The organism is Agarilytica rhodophyticola, assembly GCF_002157225.2.
GTDB lineage: Bacteria > Pseudomonadota > Gammaproteobacteria > Pseudomonadales > Cellvibrionaceae > Agarilytica > Agarilytica rhodophyticola.
Window position 1 is genome coordinate 1,168,469 of the sequence record NZ_CP020038.1, and the last position, 13,568, is coordinate 1,182,036.

Annotated in this window: 12 protein-coding genes; 7 read left to right on the forward strand and 5 right to left on the reverse strand. The window is 40.1% G+C overall.

All coding sequences use genetic code 11. From position 1 onward, the window contains the following. Both dinG and BVC89_RS04955 read left to right on the forward strand, forming a co-directional pair. Nucleotides 1–2,118, forward strand: coding sequence for an ATP-dependent DNA helicase DinG (gene dinG / locus BVC89_RS04950; RefSeq protein ID WP_086930129.1), 2,118 nt, complete (start codon nt 1–3; stop codon nt 2,116–2,118). Between the two features lie 1,373 nt (nt 2,119–3,491). Further along, nucleotides 3,492–4,109: a class I SAM-dependent methyltransferase gene (locus BVC89_RS04955; protein WP_086930130.1), complete on the forward strand. Its 618-nt coding sequence runs from the start codon at nt 3,492–3,494 to the stop codon at nt 4,107–4,109. A 229-nt stretch (nt 4,110–4,338) separates the two neighbouring features. On the opposite strand, the gene BVC89_RS04960 is transcribed toward BVC89_RS04955, so the two are convergent. Together BVC89_RS04960 and BVC89_RS04965 are read right to left on the reverse strand one after the other, a co-directional pair. Continuing rightward, entirely contained in the window at nt 4,339–5,037 is a 699-nt protein-coding gene (locus BVC89_RS04960) for a 3TM-type holin (RefSeq protein ID WP_086930131.1), read from the reverse strand. 9 nt (nt 5,038–5,046) lie between these two features. Beyond that, a complete protein-coding gene (locus BVC89_RS04965) occupies nt 5,047–5,586 on the reverse strand; it encodes a glycoside hydrolase family 108 protein (RefSeq protein WP_086930132.1) in 540 nt (179 codons plus the stop codon). 768 nt (nt 5,587–6,354) lie between these two features. On the opposite strand from BVC89_RS04965, the gene BVC89_RS04975 reads away from it, so the two are divergent. The 3 genes from BVC89_RS04975 (at nt 6,355) to BVC89_RS04985 (ending at nt 8,143) form a co-directional block, all read left to right on the forward strand. Beyond that, on the forward strand, nt 6,355–6,828 hold the full coding sequence (locus BVC89_RS04975; RefSeq protein WP_216825090.1) for a GNAT family N-acetyltransferase: 474 nt from the start codon (nt 6,355–6,357) through the stop codon (nt 6,826–6,828). Between the two features lie 65 nt (nt 6,829–6,893). Next, nucleotides 6,894–7,727, forward strand: a complete 834-nt coding sequence (locus BVC89_RS04980; protein ID WP_086930134.1) for an alpha/beta hydrolase family protein — start codon at nt 6,894–6,896, stop codon at nt 7,725–7,727. Nucleotides 7,728–7,759: 32 nt separating this feature from the next. After that, entirely contained in the window at nt 7,760–8,143 is a 384-nt protein-coding gene (locus BVC89_RS04985; protein WP_086930135.1) for a nuclear transport factor 2 family protein, read from the forward strand. A gap of 197 nt (nt 8,144–8,340) precedes the next feature. Here BVC89_RS04985 and BVC89_RS04990 read toward each other — a convergent pair whose 3' ends face one another. Next, nucleotides 8,341–8,574 carry a hypothetical protein gene (locus BVC89_RS04990; RefSeq protein ID WP_086930136.1) on the reverse strand — a complete coding sequence of 78 codons (234 nt, stop codon included), beginning with the start codon at nt 8,572–8,574 and terminating at the stop codon, nt 8,341–8,343. 253 nt (nt 8,575–8,827) lie between these two features. Here BVC89_RS04990 and BVC89_RS04995 point away from each other — a divergent pair, with 253 nt between their 5' ends. Continuing rightward, on the forward strand, nt 8,828–9,703 hold the full coding sequence (locus BVC89_RS04995) for an AraC family transcriptional regulator (protein WP_086930137.1): 876 nt from the start codon (nt 8,828–8,830) through the stop codon (nt 9,701–9,703). Between the two features lie 31 nt (nt 9,704–9,734). Here BVC89_RS04995 and argS read toward each other — a convergent pair whose 3' ends face one another. After that, entirely contained in the window at nt 9,735–11,471 is a 1,737-nt protein-coding gene (gene argS / locus BVC89_RS05000; RefSeq protein WP_086930138.1) for an arginine--tRNA ligase, read from the reverse strand. Between the two features lie 239 nt (nt 11,472–11,710). Here argS and BVC89_RS05005 point away from each other — a divergent pair, with 239 nt between their 5' ends. Then, entirely contained in the window at nt 11,711–12,472 is a 762-nt protein-coding gene (locus tag BVC89_RS05005) for an enoyl-CoA hydratase-related protein (RefSeq protein ID WP_086930139.1), read from the forward strand. 14 nt (nt 12,473–12,486) lie between these two features. Here the strand turns inward: BVC89_RS05005 and BVC89_RS05010 are convergent, their stop codons facing one another. Further along, complete coding sequence (locus tag BVC89_RS05010) at nt 12,487–13,395, reverse strand: diguanylate cyclase (RefSeq protein WP_158657786.1); 909 nt, start codon at nt 13,393–13,395, stop codon at nt 12,487–12,489. Nucleotides 13,396–13,568 lie beyond the last annotated feature (173 nt).

The following is a 13,568-nucleotide window of genomic DNA, read 5'->3' on the forward strand; positions in this document are numbered from 1 at the left end:
ATGCTAAGTAAAAAAGTCAAAGAAGAAATACAAAAAGCCTATAGCCAGTTTCTATCGGCAAAGTCGTTAAAGCCGCGCTATGGCCAAAAATTAATGATCGCCGAAATTGCCAGAACGCTCGGGAATATAAGACCTGGTGACAACGATGATGACGATGTTAGCGCCCCTATTTGTGTGATTGAAGCCGGCACAGGAACAGGTAAGACGGTGGCGTATTTACTGGCGACCTTACCTATTGCCAAGGCGCTGGATAAACGTGTTGTTTTAGCTACCGCTACCATTGCTTTGCAAGAGCAAGTGGTACTTAAAGATTTACCTGAAGTTGTGCGACACAGCGGCTACGACTTCGATTTTTGTTTAGCGAAGGGCCGCGGTCGATATTTATGTCTCGCCAAGCTCGATAAGATACTTTCCTCGGATGATGGCTCACAATTGATTCCAGTCTACGAAGATGAAGACGCAATCATCAATGAGCAGGATGCGAGTCTCTACAATGATATGATGCTGCGCCTCAGTGATGGCAAATGGGATGGTGACCGCGATAGTTGGGAATCTGAATTAGCACCGGAAGCGTGGCAGCGGGTGACGACAGATCACCGGCAGTGTACAGGACGAAAATGTTCCCATGTGCGTAACTGCTCTTTTTTTAAGGCCAGAGATGCACTCAATGATGCCGATTGCATTGTTGCCAATCATGATATGGTATTAGCTGATCTTGCTCTCGGGGGGGGCGCTATTTTGCCGCCACCAGAGGAAACTATATACATCTTCGATGAAGGTCATCACCTGCCCGATAAAGCGCTCAATCATTTTGCTAGCCATACCCGCTATAAGAGCACTATTCGCTGGCTCGGTCAAAGTGAAGGGCAGTGGCCCAATATGGTCGAGCCCTTATCAAAGGCTACTTATTTTAGTGAGTTAGCTCAGCCTCTTGAAGGACAATTAAAGGCAGTGCGTACAGTTCTTGAAAGTAACTTGCACCAGTTGCAAGAACTGACGCTAAGTGTTGATCGCAGCCAGCAAACGCCACGTATCCGCTTTGAAAAGGGGGTTGCGCCTAAAATAATGGAAATAGTGGCACAGCAACTACGTGATCAGTTTGCACAATTATGCGACTCATTGGGAAAACTTTATGACGAGCTCAATGTTCTTATCGAGGAAGATTATGCCATTGTGCCTAAAGTGGATTTAGAGAATGTATATTCCATTGTCGGTGCTTGGCTAGGGCGAGCAGAAGGTAATCTTGAATTGTGGCGCTTATACTGCGATACAAAAATGAATGAGACTTGGCCTCTGGCCCGCTGGGTGACCTTGTTGGAATACAACGATATTGTGGACTATGAAATTGTCGCCAGCCCTATTCTTGCCTCTAAAGCGTTAGCAAAAGATTTGTGGTCTCGTTGTAGTGGTGCGGTGGTAACTTCAGCAACATTGACTGCATTAAATTCTTTTGAACGGTTTAAATATCGTGCAGGCACATACAACGATAGTCATTATGCTGTTGTGCCCAGTCCTTTTGATTTTGAGCGCAACGGTGTTATTCGAATCCCGCAAGATGCAGTTGAAGCTAATGATACTGTTGCCCATACTGATAGTATTATTTCCCTACTGCCAGATATTATCGACCCTCACAAGGGTAGCCTAGTATTGTTTTCTTCTCGTCGGCAGATGTCAGATGTTTATGATCAGTTGCCCGCTGAACTTCGACAGCTGATTTTAATGCAAGGAGTAGAAAGTAAACAGGCACTGGTACGTGAGCATAAATCCCGCATCGATGCCCAGCAAGGCAGTGTCATTTTTGGGCTAGCGAGTTTTGCTGAAGGCGTGGATTTGCCTGGTAATTATTGTATTCACGTTGTGATTGCTAAATTACCTTTCTCTGTTCCTGATGACCCCTTGGAAGCCGCACTATCTGAATGGATTGAAGCCCGTGGCGGTAATGCCTTTATGGAGATTAGCGTGCCCGATGCGTCCATGAGATTAATTCAAGCATGCGGTCGTTTGCTACGCACTGAAACTGATTCAGGCACCGTTACTATATTAGATAAACGTCTGCTAACAAAACGTTATGGCAAAGCATTACTAAATTCTCTACCTCCATTTAAAAGAGAATTTTAATGAGCCAAAACATGAATGAGGATTGTTGCTCCCCAGTTGAGTGTGGCTTGTTGTAATTTTCCCCTCTTATATCCCCTTAACCTTTATATAAAAACAGCTATCTTTACCGCTGTAGGCTAATATGACTCCTGCGATTTATGACTAAGGACTGAGCAATGTTTTAATATTGGCGGAGGGGATGTAATAACAAATAATCTCGAAGAATATAAAAGTAGCAATGAAACACTAATTATCGATCACTTTTATATTATTTATATAGTAGTGAATAACCAGCCCCTCTCTTAATGTGTATTTAATATTCTTCGCTTTTAATAAAATGTAAGCAAAATTATTGACTATGGAGAATGTCTTTTTTGCGCTGTTTTATAGCCGTGTGTGGCATTTTGCGTTCTTTATGGTATCTAATGATTTCAATACACTACTGCCTTCTGCCAAGTTAGTTAAAATTAATAGCTGATATAGAAAGCATACTCAGCTCTTCATGGTTAACTACGGTTGTAAGAGTATTAGAATTATTAGAGAACATAGCATATTGTTTTTTATTCGCTATTCTTTTTTGTTACTAATCCTCCAGGTTAATGGTAGAAATAAAAACTCTCAGATTATCTATATTTTGTTTATTTTTTATTAAAAAAAATTAATTTAATTTGTTGTCTGGGTGTGTTTTATTTTGGTAGTGATTAAAAAATAAATATGTTCTCATTGTTCGCAAATCATGAACTTTGCGAAATCTTTATCGATTACCATTACTTTATGCAAACGCTGGGTTTTATAAAAAAACCATCTTAAGCGTGCAGTTTCTCTATGTAATGGGCTGTTGTAGAAATTTTTTCTAGCATTGAAATTAATATAGTTGTTTTTTCAATCTTTGCAAAATTATTGAGTGTTGTTTTTGTGAGTATGGTGAATATCATAAATAACCTTGTTGTAGTTGAAATCTGTATTAAGTTTTTTTTATTTTTAAGTTTGTTTTAATGCTTGGTGTGTAGAATGTAAAATAATTTTTTTTTTTGAATTTTTCTTTTTGTTTTATATTGTTTGTGTTTGCGGCTTTTTATTGGCGCTTTAATGTTATGTTTTTGATTTTTTAGATGACAGTATAAATAATAATGATTTTTTATAAGTGCAGTGTGCTTTCACTAGATTATTTTTATTGGCACATCATTTTTTTAAAAATAAAAAACAAAAATTGTAAAGCTTTTCCCTATTAATAAATTGGGCTATATTTATCTAGCCAATCAAATCATGGTTCGGTCTAAAATGCATTCGCTTTTGTCGAGCTTGATTAATTTTTATGTTCTCATTTTGCAAGCATCGAGTTGTTGAACACGATTAGCCTAGTGTTAACCCAATATTTTGAAAGAGGAAAGTAAATGAATCATCAGCCTGGAATGTCCATCGAGCGTTTTGAGGAAGAATATGAAGGCCAGCCCGTATGGGATGTTGGCAAACCACAGCAATATTTTGTTGATACATTATCGGAGAACTTGCCAGAGGCACCAGTTCTAGATATCGGCTGTGGTAAAGGGAGTTTGTCAAAGCTTGTAGCTGATTTAGGTTGTGAAGTATTGGGCATTGACTTTTCACCCAAAGCTATAGAATCTGCAAGAAAGAAATTTTTTGGTTCGACACCGAACTTATCTTTTAAAGTTCATGACGCTTTTAAATTGGAGGAATTAAACTCTGAGTTTGGTTCTATTTTAGATTGTTGCTTTTTTCATATGCTTGATGATAAAGCGCGAGGTAAATATATTTCAGTGCTGAATAATATTTTGAAGCCTGGCGGTAGGCTATATATGTTAAATTTTGGTGTGGAGTTAACTGTACCAGGTGCACCTCGTGGTGTTACTGAAGATGACATTAAGGAGAACTTTCAAGGTGATTGGTATATTGTTAATTCAGGTGTGACAAACATTGAAGTTAATGGTTTCCCTGAGGGCGTACCTGGTACCTACGCCTGTATTGAAAAAACACCTAGTTTAGTCATCTGAAATTTCTTTATTTCGTTATTCTTCGAGGTGTTTTTAAATAAAACTGGCTGATAATACGTTATTAGCTTTACTGGTTAAAAGTTTTATCCTGTTTTAGGATCTAATAAAAGCACTCTAGATTATTTAAGCAGATTTGAACGAGCTTTTTTCATTCGCTCAGTTATTACTACATGGAGGTAATAATAACTGAGGTAGAAAGGGCTGTTGTAGGAATTTCTGGGACTTGATCTTATCTCCGTCCTGCACGGCGGGGGCGAGATTTTAATTTGCGTCGTTTCTGTACTGACTCAACACTTTCATCTTGCATTTCTTTTATTTTTTTTGTCAGTTCATCTTTCTTCTCTGAGGATGATGTTTTTAACGCAAGTTCTACAACTGGATTACTCTGTACCGCTCTATCTTGATCCACTTCGGGCATTTTTCCTACGGCTTCTCCAGCCAAACGATCTGGCTCATCAGTGTCCATTTCTAATTTGCGAAATTCTTTTTTTGCCTGGATAAGTGTTTTTACTGCTTCAGCTTGAGAGGTATTGAATTTAAATTCTTGACTCTTTAATTGCATTCTGCCACCAAAGTAGAATGCAATAATCACACTCAGCAATGTCCAATAACCCTCCGGAATAGAATTTAACCCTGTGGTAATTAAAACTAAATGCTCTGGTGAGATGTAGGCAATAATAAAGATTGAAAGTACTAGGGTTACAATAAACGGGCGAATTAAACGGTTGAAACCATCGGCAAAGATATCAACCCAGCTACGGTTACTGCGTTGATGAAACTCGGCTTGATATGATTGCAATAGGGCCATTTGTTCGTCTGCGGAACGCTGTGCATCTTTTTCTTTATTGGTGGTAAATACACCGGCAACGCTTTCAATACCTTTGGAGGCCGCGTTAATGACGCCGGAGATAGGGTTAAAGTCAGCCATGTTCGCTCCTTATGCTGCTTGGGGTAAAAAAGATCGTGCTCGATTTAACCATCCCACTAAAAACACGGACTGGCTGGGATTATTTGCGACGATATTGGCGTAAAACATTTGTCGTTCTTCGACTAGAGCTACCATCATCCACTCATCTAGTTCTTGATAACAGGCATTCGCTTGTGCTCGGGTCTTCGGTCCCATTAAACCGTCTGCGACGATTGGCCCAAAGCCTGCGTCATTACAAACATTTTGGACAAATTTAATTGCTCGCCTTGGCCCGTGATTAACAGCAGAGTCGAATACAAAATGCTGAATATCCTCGGGTAAGCGATCTATCTTAGGTGAACGGTAATAGCGCAACTCATAAATATGTCGAGCTGTTTCTACATCAAGAGCTTTTACATCTTCGACGGTAACATTTTGTTCTAAGTACTTCGAAAGAGTATGCTGGGTAATACCAAAATTAGTAGCACCTCCCTTGTCTGCTGGATGGTTAACAAACCCACCTTCTTTACTTAACACCTCATCAACAAGGTGCTTGATGTCAATTGTCATAGTGCTTAGTCTTCCTGTACGTTGTTCTAGAGCTGGCTAACCATAGATTGCCATAAAGAAAAAGAGAGAAGTTTTGCTGCCTACCTAAGCGCTTAATGCTGCTCATAGCACTGCTATGAGCAAACGAAACAAAGGCAACAGACGATAAAACAACCACTTTTATTATGCCAATTTATATTTAATTAGCTCTATGTATTTATTTGCCATGTTATTTGCAGGAATAACAGCTCGTAATACCAGCTAAATTAGCGGTCTACTGGATACTACGAATATCCCAAGATGAATGTTCCACTTGCTTCACAGCCGTTGCTGAGAAATCTGTAAGCTAAGGTCACAAAGGTTTTAGTTCTTAACCTATTAATGACATTAGTTAAGATAATTGCCTTCTTGGTTACAACAATCTACTTCTGTGTGACGATTCTAAACGTCTAAGGGATTAATTTAAATGCATGGTGTCGAACAAATGAGCGGCGCAAGAAATCCTCTTGGTTATGTTGCAAATTGCGCCACAACGATAATATCGACAAAAACCTCGGTTTTTGCTCTTAAGTTTAGGCTTGTACTCATACTTTTTGCCATGATTGCTGCCAGTCATACTACTATTGGTAAAATGTATGTCTTTAAGACTATTAATTTGTTTTTTGGATGTATATCTAGATTCAGGTATGAAAACTCAATAAGACTGCAGTAAAGTGTGTAAGCGGTAGCAGAAAATATCTTTCATACACAACTACTTGTTAACGAGCCCTGAGGCAAGTTAGGAAATATATGCATTATCAAATTTATGAATTTTACCCCGAGCACGGTGTTGATAAAGAAATACTAAATATAATATTGAAAATTGGCTCACAAATTCCCGAGTTTGGCAGTGAACATAATATTCAAAAACTTGAGTCTCGACTTACTGATAAGATCTGTGCCATTATCATTGCTTATGACAATCAATTACCTGTTGCTTATAAAATTGGTTATGCCTTATCAAGTTATCAATTTTATAGCTGGCTTGGCGCAGTGGTTCCCAAATATAGGAAGAAAGGTATAGCGGATGCTATGTTACAGCAGCAGGAATCTTGGGTTATTGATCATAACTACAATACTATTTCTGTTCGTTCGATGAATCGATTTCCTGCAATGTTACATATGTTAATCTCCCGCGGTTATCATATTTCGGGGTATATCGACAACGGTACTAGCGATAACAGTAAAGTCTGTTTTATTAAAGATATTAGAGGTGTCCAATAAAAGTAACTGGCACTTTAATTTATTCTGAGAGTTGATATACCACTAGTGTTAACAGGTGCTAGCCGATGATCAAAAAGATAATACTTGCGTTATTTTTTCTACTAAATTGCAATTTCGTTTTGGCAAAAGATTATGCTATCGAGGAGGTTGAATTCTCTAGCCATAATACTAAATTAGCTGGATCTATCGTATTTCCCAATAGCGAGAAATGGCATTCTGCTGTTGTGTTTGTTCACGGTTCTGGTAAGCAAAGTAGGAATATGTACATTGCTAAACGTTTTGCCTCTCAAGGGATTGTTGCCCTGGTATATGATAAACGCGGAGCGGGGCGTTCAGGTGGTACTTATGAAGGAAATCAGAGTGTCAGTGAGATGAATATTACCTTACTGGCAGATGATTCATTGGCAGCATTAAAGGTGCTGCATGACCACCCTAAAACAAAAAATTTACCTTTAGGCTTAACCGGTATTAGCCAAGCGGGTTGGATAGTCCCATTAGCTGCAGAAAAAAGTTCTATGGTTAGTTTTATGGTCCTGTGGAGTGGGCCAGTTTGTAAAGTGAGTGAGGAAGATATTTTTAGTAAATACACTGCTGACCTAGACAGCGAACAAGTACCTAGTTATGAAGAAGCATTAAGCGCAAGAAAAGTAAAATATATTTGGCCTGACTTTTTAGGTAAGGATTCAGATCCAAGTGAAAGTTTACAAAAAATCACTATTCCGGGACTTTGGATCTTTGGTGGAAGCGATGGCAGCGTGCCAGTTGATTTATCTATCAAAAGGTTGCAGCAACACATAAATTCCGGTCGGAAATACGACTATAAATTATTTTCAGGGCTAGGTCACAATAATATACCTGAAACCTTTGATAATGCAGTCGCTTGGATTAAGGGATTGTAAGTCTGCTGGCAAAATAAAAAAAAGGAGGATGTATGAAACTGAGTGACAAAAGAGAAATTATTCAAGTGTATTTGAATGCTTATAATAAATTTGATATCGAAGGTATGCTGAATACCTTGGCCGATGATATTGAGTTCGAAAATATTCAAAATAATCAAGTAAACGCGTCCGCGAGCGGCAAAGATGAATTTAGAGCCCTGGCCGAACAGGGAAAAACTTTGTTTTCAGAAAGGAAACAGTCGATACTGGCCATTGAAGAGACTTCATCAATAACATTAGTAAAAATATCATTCTACGCTAAAGTTGCCGAAAACTTACCTAATGGTTTAAAGGCTGGAGATGAGTTAAACCTAACTGGTACTTCTGAGTTTATATTCTCGAATAATAAAATTTCTTCAATTCGCGATATTAGTTAGGGCTTGCAGGGCAAGCCCTAACACTTACTTGCATATAAGATTAAGAGAAGACACTAAGAAAAGCGAATACTATTCAAAACCTACGACAATACATCGTCGGCTCATAGAACAAACGAAACTATGCTTATGGGTATTTCTACATAATTATATAGAAATACCCATAAGTCTGTGTCATCGAGTATAAGTACAAAAAGGCCCTAGTTTAGGCTCATACTTTGTGCTTTTTCTAATTTCCTCTTCCTACTTTCTTCTATGTTCATGCTGGATAACCGATAGTCATCAACAAATAGCGCACCACAGGTTTTATTACGAAGCATAAGTGGTAGGGAGTCGCGTGCCCATGTAACGCGCTTTGTCCCACTTATTTTTTCGGTAATATAAGACTTTTTCTTGCCTATTCTAGATAGAGATACATCACGTAAAGAATTCATAAAAGCAGCATCTTAATTGTTTAACCGTATTTCTTAGTGTCAAATGGCGCAAAAGGTTCATTGCAAGGTGTAACCTTACTATGAAAGTGTAGATAAATTTGCCGAAAAAGCCGCAAATCGATAAATTTTATTGATTGCTTACTGTTAATTTCGGTATGTCGTCTTTAATAGCAATCTTGATCAAGATGTGTGAATTAATTAGGTTTATATTGGAGCCTGCTAATACGAAAACTTAGAGGTGTGGCGTATATATATGAATAGGTATCAGGATCGTTTTATCCAAGTTGTTCAATATATCGAAGCTAACCTTGATGAACCTATCAATACCAACACATTGTGCGATCTAGTTGGTTTGTCGAAATATCATTTCCATAGGCAGTGTTCTATATTTTTTGGTATGTCTGTTATGGCGTTTGTAAAGTTACTTAAACTCAAAAGAGCGTCCTACCAGTTGACTTATCGTTCTGACATGAAGGTTATCGATATTGCACTTGCAAGTGGTTACGACAGCCATGAAGCCTTTTCCAGAGCGTTTAAAAAATACTTTTCCCAAAGCCCTTCTGAATTTAGAGGCGCACCCAATTGGGGGCCTTGGCGCTCGAAATATGAACCTATTATCAAGCTGAGAACCCAAATTATGGACAAAAAAGTCTTTTTTGATGTTGAAATTACGGACTTTCCTAAAACACTTGTTGCGGTGATGGAGCACCGAGGCTCGCCGATATTACTTAATAAGGTCTTATCAAGTTTCATTCAGTGGCGCAGAGAAAATAGTTTGCCACCACATAAAAGTAAAACATTTAATTTGATCTATGATGATCCGGCATTAACAGATGCTGAGAACTATCGTTTTGATGTCTGTTGTGCCATCGAAAATCCAGTGGAGGAAAATAATTACGGTGTCATCAATAAAACTATCCCGGCAGGCTTATGTGCGAAAATTCGCCATGTAGGTAGTGATGATGCTATAGGTGCAGCTGTTCGTTATCTTTATTCAACATGGATACGCCAATCAAATTACGAACTTAGAGACTTCCCTATTTTTTTTGAAAGAGTAAGTTTTTTTCCAGATGTGTTAGAAAGTGACATGATTACCGACGTTTACCTGCCTATCGAAAGCCCTTGTTAAAAGGGCTTATCAAGATAGAGTACACACTCTGCTACATTTTCCTCATAACATTAATGCCGAGTAAGTTAAGGCCAAGTTTTAACGATTTTGCACATGCTTTACTTAACTGTAAACGGCTGGCTTTTTGTTCAGCACTGACATCGGACTTTAATATAGGACAAGCTTCATAGAAGGTCATAAAAGCGCTGGCAAGTTCGTAAAGATGAGAACACAAGGTGTGGGGGTAGGCGTCATCTGCTACCTGCTCAATAATTTCTGGTAGACGCATTATTTTAATCGCTAAGTCTTTTTCCTGGGGTGCGTCAATAGTGATGGTGCTGATGTGTTTGTCCATGTCTATTTCAGCTTTGTCGAAAACACTGCAAACACGTGCATAAGCGTATTGCATATAGGGACCGGTATTCCCCTCAAAGCTCAGCATCGACTCCCAGTCAAAGACGTAATCTGTCGTACGTGTTTTTGAGAGATCCGCGTATTTGACCGCACCGATACCGACATTATTAGCGATGGTCTGCATTTCCTGCTCGCTAAAATTTTCTCTGCCTTGAATAACATTTGACGCCCTTTCCACCGCTTCTTGTAATAGATCAGCCAGTTTGACAGTACCTCCAGCACGGGTTTTAAATGGTGTTTTATCCTTACCTAGCATCTTGCCAAAAGCATGATGCTCAAGTGACGTTTCCTTGGGAACAAATTGGGCTTTTCGCGCTAGGGTGTAGACTTGTTTTAAATGCAGAGACTGACGGTCATCAATAAAATAAAGTATACGCTGGGCTTTTAGGTGATTAACTCGATATCGAATTGCTGCCAGGTCTGTGGTTGAATAAAGATAGCCACCATCATTTTTCTGGATGATAACTACACTGGGCTCGCCCTCTTTATTTGCCAATTCTGCTAGTTTGACAACTTGGGCACCTTGATCCTCCTGCGCAAGCTTTTGCTCTTTTAGCTCTTCAACCAGAACCGGTAGGTCATCGTTATAGAAGCTTTCCCCACAGACATGATCGTTATTGAGTGTAACATTTAATGTTTGATAAATTTCTTGGTTGTGAGACAAGGAAATACTTCTAAATTGTTGCCATAGCTTCAATATCTTGGCATCTCCTGACTGCAACTTAACTACGTATTCTCGCGCAGTATTGGCAAAGGCTTCATCGCTGTCAAAATGGCTTTTTGCCTGCTTGTAGAAGCTCTCAAGATCTTTCAAGGCAAGTTCTGCCTGTTCCCCTTCACTCATGTGCAATTCAAGTTCTGCGATTAACATACCGAACTGAGTTCCCCAGTCGCCCACATGGTTTTGGCGAATCACTTGGTCACCTAAGAATTCTAAAACTCGCACGATAGCGTCGCCAATAATGGTCGAGCGCAAGTGGCCCACATGCATTTCTTTAGCGAGATTAGGCGCTGAATAGTCGACAACTACGGTTTGTGGCGCAGTTTTTTTCGCGATGTTTAGCCTGTCGTCGTTAGAGATATTAGCAATATGATGTGCTAACCATGAATGGTCTAAATGGATATTAATAAAGCCCGGCCCTGCAATTTCAATTTTGCTTGCTATATCATCCAATGTCAGATGATCAACAATCTTTTGCGCGAGGTCTCGGGGATTCATTTTGAGCCCTTTGGCTGCTGCCATAGCGCCGTTAGCTTGGTAGTCTCCGAACTTAGGGTTCTTACTAGGCGCGACGTGAGCTTGGAATTTGCTGGGAACCCCGGCAGCTTTCATGGCACTTTTAATATGTTCGGCTATAAGGTTTCTTATATTCATCTCGCGTCGTCTATGTTGTGTAGGGTGAGTGTTTTTGGCGTGAGTTAGATCTGTCTTCAAAAGGCGAGATTGTAGCGGTCTTGCCGACAGATGCAAGCCGCCTTAAAAAGCAGGCGTAAAGAGCTAAGAACTTGGCATTAGCCCCTGACTAAGTGCTTTGTGATTGACTAAACATAACAATAATCAACCGTTAATTGCGCTTGGCAAGTTGACGATAAGTGAATTTTGAGGAGATATCCATGAGCGATGAGATTCTTGTAGAGAAGGAAGGCAAAATTCTGCAACTAACTATGAACCGTCCGAACCAGAAAAACGCGATTAATTTGGCCATGTATGAAAGCTTGACTGAGCATATGAAACAAGCTGCCAACGATGGTACTCGCGTTATTGTTCTCAGTGGGGCTGGAGGTTGCTTTACTAGTGGTAACGATTTGGGAGACTTCGCTAATAATGCGAATGTTGTTAGCAACGATAACCCTATTGCACGATTCCTTTACACAGTGCTAGAGCTACCAATTCCACTGGTGGTGGCCGTTGAAGGTGTTGCTGTGGGTATTGGTACCACCGTGCTTTTGCACAGCGATCTCGTTTACGCTCATAGCAATGCTCAGTTTAGCTTGCCTTTTGTTAATCTTGGCCTGTGTCCAGAATTTGCGTCTTCGTATGTTTTACCCGCATTAGCAGGTCGAGTAAAAGCCGCAGAGTGGCTATTGCTCGGTGAGTTTTTCTCAGCTGCTGACGCTAAAGATGCAAATCTAATTAATGATATTACCGACAACCCCCTCGAAACAGCGCTGTCTCAAGCGCGCAAGCTAGCCGCTCAACCGCCCGCGGCGATGCGCAACGCCAAGGCGCTTATTGCAGCTCCCCATAAGGACAATATTGCCAAGGTCATGGAGAACGAATTCGACATTTTCAATCGCTCGCTCAAAGGAGCCGAATTTTCAGAAGCGGCAAAAGCATTCTTTGAAAAACGTAGGCCTGACTTCTCGAAATTTTAAGTTTGTGCTAAGGATTAATGGCCTACATGTAACCAGAAAGAGGGGTGGTCAAGGGGAGTCAATGGTGAAAGCTCTGGGTTGGTGATACGTATAACCCTTCTCCCTTTGAGATTGGCTTTGCTAAGGATTTCTTTTATTAAAGGATGTGAGTAAAACAGTCTGTCGAAACTACCATCGGCGATGGCATTACTTAAACCGCGTTTAATAGCTTCACCCAATTTAGGGTTTTTGTTGGCAACATAGAAATAGACAGGAAAAGGATAAAAAAGCAGGAGCTCCTGTTCCACGGCTAAATTTAAATGCTGCCAAGTGTTTATTTCATCCCAAGGTTGATGAATGGCTCTGGGCAAAAGATCGAAGCGGCCCCCTTCGAGCATATAAAACAGACTTTGGTATTTAATAGGGTCGATCACGTGTAGGTTGGCTTGTTTAAGTATGGGGGTGTTTTCCCAGTAGCGGCCTTGGCCAAGAGGAATATTGCGTACTTCATCAAGTGTCTGCAAGTCTTTATAGTTGCCTTGATCATTGCCGCGAATTAAGAAAATTTGGTAGCCCAATAAGCCCTTTAAAATAGGAATGCGTATTGGCCGTATTTGACTTTCTTGGCGCTTTGGTTGCGATGCGCTTAACCAAATAACATCCAGCAGGCCTTCCTCCAGTAAGCTCGTGGCATCACCCTGATCAAGCTGTTGCAATTGCTGATACTTGTATAGATGTTGCTGACCACTTTTCTCAATGGCTAGGTGCAGCACATCGACGATTAGCGCTTCCCAGGGAGTGTTTGCCGGCAGGTAAGTAAGAGATTTCTCAGTTGCAAAGCAGGTTTGGTAAACAACAAGGTGAAAAAGAATTGAGCTGACTAATGCCCCTATACGAATGTTGGATGAGGAATAATGGGCGTTCATATATTTAAGGGATGACAATCAATAGTTAGTCCACACTATAACTTGGTTAGCGATGTATATAGAGCCTGTTAACGGCACTTTGGCTCGCTAACAAACCTTAGCATTCTAAGTGTAGACTTTCGGCTGACCTTCGCGCCCTCTAATTTGCGACACACTGCATACTTCTAACTAGGGCTGCCCTTAACAAGGCT

Excerpts from the sequence above, each read along its gene's own strand:
- BVC89_RS05005 (WP_086930139.1), top strand. The coding sequence starts at position 11,711 with ATGAGCGATGAGATTCTTGTAGAGAAGGAAGGCAAAATTCTGCAACTA.
- dinG (WP_086930129.1), top strand. The coding sequence starts at position 1 with ATGCTAAGTAAAAAAGTCAAAGAAGAAATACAAAAAGCCTATAGCCAG.
- BVC89_RS04955 (WP_086930130.1), top strand. The coding sequence starts at position 3,492 with ATGAATCATCAGCCTGGAATGTCCATCGAGCGTTTTGAGGAAGAATAT.
- BVC89_RS04960 (WP_086930131.1), bottom strand. The coding sequence starts at position 5,037 with ATGGCTGACTTTAACCCTATCTCCGGCGTCATTAACGCGGCCTCCAAA.
- BVC89_RS04985 (WP_086930135.1), top strand. The coding sequence starts at position 7,760 with ATGAAACTGAGTGACAAAAGAGAAATTATTCAAGTGTATTTGAATGCT.
- BVC89_RS04975 (WP_216825090.1), top strand. The coding sequence starts at position 6,355 with ATGCATTATCAAATTTATGAATTTTACCCCGAGCACGGTGTTGATAAA.
- BVC89_RS04995 (WP_086930137.1), top strand. The coding sequence starts at position 8,828 with ATGAATAGGTATCAGGATCGTTTTATCCAAGTTGTTCAATATATCGAA.
- BVC89_RS04990 (WP_086930136.1), bottom strand. The coding sequence starts at position 8,574 with ATGAATTCTTTACGTGATGTATCTCTATCTAGAATAGGCAAGAAAAAG.
- BVC89_RS04965 (WP_086930132.1), bottom strand. The coding sequence starts at position 5,586 with ATGACAATTGACATCAAGCACCTTGTTGATGAGGTGTTAAGTAAAGAA.
- argS (WP_086930138.1), bottom strand. The coding sequence starts at position 11,471 with ATGAATATAAGAAACCTTATAGCCGAACATATTAAAAGTGCCATGAAA.
- BVC89_RS04980 (WP_086930134.1), top strand. The coding sequence starts at position 6,894 with ATGATCAAAAAGATAATACTTGCGTTATTTTTTCTACTAAATTGCAAT.